The organism is Paraburkholderia sp. CNPSo 3076, from assembly GCF_026343935.1.
GTDB classification, from domain to species: Bacteria; Pseudomonadota; Gammaproteobacteria; order Burkholderiales; family Burkholderiaceae; genus Paraburkholderia; species Paraburkholderia nodosa.
In genome coordinates this window covers 1-4024 of record NZ_JAPMAL010000103.1, presented here as the reverse complement: position 1 = coordinate 4024, position 4024 = coordinate 1, and the positions used below count along the sequence as shown (strand labels likewise).

Genomic DNA, 4024 nt, shown 5'->3' with positions numbered 1-4024 from the left:
TACTACTCCAGGCCGGTGTCGACATCAATACGATACGCGGCTGGCTTGGGCACGTTTCGTTGGAGACGACCAATATCTACGCCGAGATCAATCTGGAAACAAAGGCGCGGGCGCTAGCGACATGCGAAGTGGAAGGCGGTGCCGAAGGACAAAAGCAATGGCGGGATCAGCCCGACCTGATGACCTTCCTCCGCACCTTGTAACCGAATAATATGTGCTGTTCGCTTTGTACTAAACCGCTGAAGCGGTAGGGGGAGGTGGGCACAGGTCTATGGCTGACGCTTCATGAGGAGGGTTGTCTGGCGCTGAGCCCCAGCGAGGTGGTGAGCGGTGTCGCCAGGAGCAGTATGTGGACGCCCGGTTGGGCATTCCACCTACTGTTTCTAGGAGGTTCGTCATGACTCCGCTGCGCCAACGCATGCTGCACGACATGCAGATCCGCAACCTTGCAGACAACACCCAGAAGACCTATCTGCTGCAAGTCTCCAGTTTCGCCCGGCACTTCCGGCGCTCACCCGAGGTGCTCGGCCCCGAAGAGATCCGTGCCTGGATCATCCACCTGACCAACGAACGCAAGCTCGCGCCGGCCAGTGTCCAACTTGCCGTGGGCGCGCTGCGCTTCCTGTACCGCATCACGCTCAGGCGGAACTGGAGTGACGAGGATTTCCCGTTGCCCAAACGGCCCTTGAAGCTGCCCGTCATCCTGAGCTTCGAGGAAGTGACGCGTTTCTTCGAGTCCATTCCCAGCCTGAAGCAGCGCACCATCCTGATGACGGCCTACGCGGCCGGCCTGCGGATGTCGGAAGTCGTCCACCTGAAGGTCACCGATATCGACAGCCAGCGGATGATGATCCGTGTCCGCCAGGGTAAAGGCCGTAAGGACCGCTATGTAATGCTCTCGCCACGGCTGCTCGAGATCCTGAGACTGTACTGGCAGGACGCTCACCCGCGGGAGTGGCTGTTTCCGGGCAACATTCCCGGACGGCCCATCAGCCGCCATGCCGTGGGCCAGGCATGCGCGCTTGCACGTAAGCGCAGCGGCATCACCAAACCCGTGACACCCCATTCGCTGCGGCACGCGTTCGCCACGCACCTGCTGGAAACCGGCGCCGATGTACGCCGGATCCAGCTGCTGATGGGACATCGCAGCATGGCGACCACGGCACGGTATCTCAAGCTGGCGACGAGCACTGTATGTGCCACCACCAGTCCCTTCGATCTGCTGCCGCACCCTGCACCCATCCCGCCTGAGCCCACACCGCCCGCATACTTCTGAAGCCGGCGATGCGACCGGCGCTCGAGGTGGCGGACATCTTCCGCCGCTGCGGCGAACGGTACCGGCAGACCCATGCCGATGCCCTCAGTCGCGCCCAGCGGCGCGCGATGAGCGCCATCGAGCTGTGCCGCACCGCCGCGCTCGGCGGACATGTCGAGCAGTGCGATACGTGCGGCCATCAGCGCATTGCCTACGACTCATGCCGGCATCGGTGCTGTCCGAAGTGCCAGTCGCTCGCCCGCGCGCAATGGCTCGAACGCCGGCGCGCCGAGCTGCTCCCCTCAATCGAATACTTCCACGTCGTCTTCACACTCCCCGAGCCCATCGCCGCGCTCGCGTACCAGAACAAGAAGACCCTCTACGATCTGCTGTTTCGCACCAGCGCCGAGACGCTGCGCACGATCGCCGCCGATCCGAAACACCTGGGCGCGGAGATCGGCTTCATCACGGTCCTGCACACGTGGGGGCAGAATCTGCTGCACCATCCGCACGTGCACTGCGTGGTACCGGGCGGCGGCATCGCCCCGGACGGCGAACGCTGGCTCGCCTGCCGGCCAGGCTTCTTCCTGCCCGTACGGGTGCTCTCGCGGCTCTTCCGGCGGCTCTTTCTCGACCAGCTGCGCCGCGCGTTCGACGCCGGCGCGCTGCGCTTCCATGGCCAGCTCGAGCCGTTGCGTGACCCGCGAGCGTTCGCCGCCTGGCTCGCGCCCGCCGCTCACGCGGAGTGGGTCGTCTACGCTAAACCACCGTTTGGCGGCGCGGCACAGGTGCTCGATTACCTGGGCCGCTACACGCATCGCGTTGCCATCTCGAATAACCGGTTGCTGCGCTTTGATGGCGATTCGGTGTTGTTCCAGTGGAAGGACTACCGTCACCACGCACGCCACAGGACCATGACCCTGACGGCCGACGAGTTCATGCGCCGCTTCCTGCTGCACGTGCTGCCCGTCGGCTTCAAGCGCATCCGCAGCTACGGGTGGCTTGCCAACTGTCATCGAGCAGCGCGCCTGGCCACCTGCCGGCGACTGCTCGGCGTCGAGCCTCCCGCCGCTGCATCACCTGCCATCAAGGAAGACTACCGTGACCGTTACCAGCGGCTCACCGGCAGGTCACTGCGCCATTGCCCCGTATGCGGCAAGGGCCACATGGTCCGCATCGAAGGCGCGCTGCCTGGCCACAAGTCTGGCATCCTCGCGCGGGCGCCTCCCGATCCGGCCCATGTGCACTGACCGGGCCATGGCGTCGTCGCACCCTCACAATGCCGCGAAACTCAGCATTCCTTACCCATTTGCGTCCGCATTTCCACTGTCTTCGCGCGACGGGCCCGGCCAACCGCCCGCTTCTGGCGCGCACCACCCCGTGCGCCTGGCATCACAAATCACCGCGACGATCATTCAATGCCCATAAACGCCAGCGCTTGCGGAGCGGTTTAGCACAAACATTTTTTTGATTACCGATCGCGGACTGGTCCCGATCGGCCTGTTCACGTATCAGTGGCCGCGATCGCCAACCAAAAAAATCTCTGCTTTATGGCCTCGAGGCCATAATCACGAGAACGGGAGTGTCGAATCCTCGCACCGGTATCTGAAGGACGCGGTCGATCAGGCCTTGATGCTGCGTGGCCATCGCGACTTCGCTGATCGTGCCGCCTACGATGAATTCATCCGCGAGCAGGTGATGCGTCGAAACCGGCGCAACGCCGCTGCGTTCCGTATCGAGCGCCAGCAGCTTCAGGATCTGCCGGAGTACCGTACCACCGACTTCGTCGAGGAGGAGGCTCCTGTGACCCGTTGCAGCACGTTCACGGTGCGGGGCATCCTCTACAGTGCGCCGTCGCGCCTGATTGGCCACCGGCTGAAGGTGCGCGTCTACGGCGACCGGCTCGACTGTTACCTGTCCGGCGTGCTGGTGCACAGCACCGCACGGGGCTCCCGTGCGCACGACAACCGTCACGCGCTTGACTACCGCCACTTCATTGGCTCCCTGAAGCGCAAACCGCAGGCATTCAAGGGGCTCGCGTTTCGTGATGCACTGTTCCCGCGCGAGGCCTACCGCCGGACCTGGGAACAACTCGATGCCCGCCTGTCGCAACGCGAAGCATGCAAGACGATGGTTGGCCTGCTTGAACTCGCCGGCCTGCACGGCGTGGAGGCCGCACTGGCCGGACAGCTTGACGTGTTGCTGGAAGCCGGCAAGCTGCCCGATCTCAAGGCGCTGCGTGAGCAGTACGCTCCCCGTGAGGCCGCGTGTCCGGAAGTGGAGGTCCAGATGCCGCCCGTTGCCGTCTATGACGAACTGCTCGAGGAGGTGGCAGCATGAACGCGCCCGCACATGATGGTGGCCGCCTGGCCCTGATGCTCAACGAGCTGCGTTTGCCAACGATCGGCAGGTTGTGGCCCGAGTTCGCCGAGCGTTCGGACAAGGAAGGCTGGCAGGCCACGCGACTGCTTGGCGCACTGCTTGAGCACGAACTGGCTGAGCGTGCCAAACGACGCATCGAGCGGCATCGGACCGAGTCGCATCTGGATCCGACCAAGACGCTCGCCACCTTCGACTTCAGCGCTGTGCCAATGGTCTCGAAGGCTCATGTGACGGCGCTGGCCACCGGCGAGTCATGGCTGGAGAAAGGCGCCACGGTCCTCCTGTTCGGCCCACCTGGAGTCGGGAAAAGTCATCTGGGTTCGGCCATCGGACACGCCCTGATCGATGCCGGCTACCGCGTGCTGTTCACGCGCACCAGCGAGCTCG

Annotated in this window: 3 protein-coding genes and 2 pseudogenes; all 5 read left to right on the top strand. The window is 64.1% G+C overall.

Annotated elements, in window-relative coordinates; translation table 11 throughout:
- A pseudogene (locus tag M3A49_RS42135) lies at window positions 1-203 on the top strand (integrase); the annotation flags it as partial.
- Between the two features lie 194 nt (window positions 204-397).
- A complete protein-coding gene (locus M3A49_RS42130; RefSeq protein ID WP_254316874.1) occupies window positions 398-1276 on the top strand; it encodes a tyrosine-type recombinase/integrase in 879 nt (292 codons plus the stop codon).
- 8 nt (window positions 1277-1284) lie between these two features.
- Window positions 1285-2505 carry an IS91 family transposase gene (locus M3A49_RS42125; protein ID WP_266233967.1) on the top strand — a complete coding sequence of 407 codons (1221 nt, stop codon included), beginning with the start codon at window positions 1285-1287 and terminating at the stop codon, window positions 2503-2505.
- A 307-nt stretch (window positions 2506-2812) separates the two neighbouring features.
- A pseudogene (locus M3A49_RS42120) lies at window positions 2813-3595 on the top strand (Mu transposase domain-containing protein); the annotation flags it as partial.
- On the top strand, window positions 3592-4024 hold a 433-nt coding region (locus M3A49_RS42115), incomplete at its 3' end, for an ATP-binding protein (RefSeq protein ID WP_266233966.1). The pseudogene M3A49_RS42120 and the gene M3A49_RS42115, both read left to right, overlap by 4 nt.